Here is a 573-nt window from a genome sequence, read left to right as displayed (position 1 = left end):
GTCGCGACCGACCGGCTCGACGTCGTGGACGGCGCCGACCGGCTCCGGCTGCGCTGGGGCACGCCCTGCGCGGCCCCGCTCTCCCTGGTCGTGTGGCGCAACCTGGGCGGCTGGCCGGAGACCGGCCCCTACCGCTCGATCGGCGTCGAACCCATGCTCGGCGCCGAGACCAACCTCGACCGCGCGACCCCGGACCGGCTGGCCCGCCTGGACCGGGCGGGCCGGCTGACGTGGTGGCTGACGGTGACGGCGACGCTCTCGGCGAAGAATCTTCCACTGTAAGAATTTCGTCGATAGGCTCGTCGGCGGCTCACCGACGAGCCGGGTTCACCGACGAACTAGGGGGTTCCATGCCGACGACGACGCCGACATCCGTGCAGCTCTACTCGGTCCGAGACGCAGTCGCCCACGACCTTCCCGGCACCATCGCGCGCCTCGCCGAGATCGGCCTCGGGTACGTGGAGCCGTACGCCTTCCACGAGCGCACCGACGAGTTCCGGCGGGCGTTCGCGGCGGCGGGCGTGGCGGCGCCGTCGGGCCACGCGCCCGTGCTCGCCGCGGAGGAACCCTCGG

General features: G+C 73.3%; 1 protein-coding gene and 1 pseudogene. Both read left to right on the top strand.

Annotated features, from left to right (window positions below; genetic code table 11):
* Positions 1-282: hypothetical protein (locus tag PROKR_RS30465; protein WP_036959440.1), on the top strand; the 282-nt coding region annotated here is incomplete at its 5' end.
* Positions 283-350: 68 nt separating this feature from the next.
* Positions 351-573, top strand: a pseudogene (locus tag PROKR_RS33610) (sugar phosphate isomerase/epimerase family protein); the annotation flags it as partial.

Origin of the sequence: Promicromonospora kroppenstedtii DSM 19349 (assembly GCF_000515355.1) — a bacterium.
Lineage (GTDB): Bacteria > Actinomycetota > Actinomycetes > Actinomycetales > Cellulomonadaceae > Promicromonospora > Promicromonospora kroppenstedtii.
Note: the sequence above shows the minus strand (reverse complement) of the source record. Positions and strands in the feature narration are given on the sequence as shown.